The 277-nt window shown below is 50.9% G+C and carries 1 protein-coding gene; it reads right to left on the bottom strand.

All coding sequences use genetic code 11. The features are described 5' to 3' along the window. Window positions 1-276 (bottom strand): saccharopine dehydrogenase NADP-binding domain-containing protein (locus tag SB775_RS29035; RefSeq protein ID WP_410864670.1); only part of this gene is annotated, 276 nt, incomplete at its 3' end. Window position 277: the final 1 nt, after the last annotated feature.

The raw sequence follows: 277 nt of genomic DNA, 5'->3' as shown, positions 1-277 counted from the left end.
CAACTGGTCAACAGCGTAGCGGGCGGCAATATTGGAGAATCCTGGATCACATCCAAGCCCCATGATCCCGAGGATGCCGGCTGCGCGGCACTGATTATTCCAAGACAGCTGTTTCCGCAGCCATTGTGGACCGGATGAGGCGGTGTCAATATAATGTGTTTTTGTATTCAAGCAAGCCTTCATTACATCAAAATTGTTTTCGGGTAGCCCGATATGAAGCAGTAGATCGATGTCGCCGAGTATGGCTTGCACACTTGACACATCACGGGCATCCACC

Source organism: Peribacillus sp. SIMBA_075, from assembly GCF_046534585.1.
This window is presented reverse-complemented; position numbering and strand designations above follow the sequence as displayed.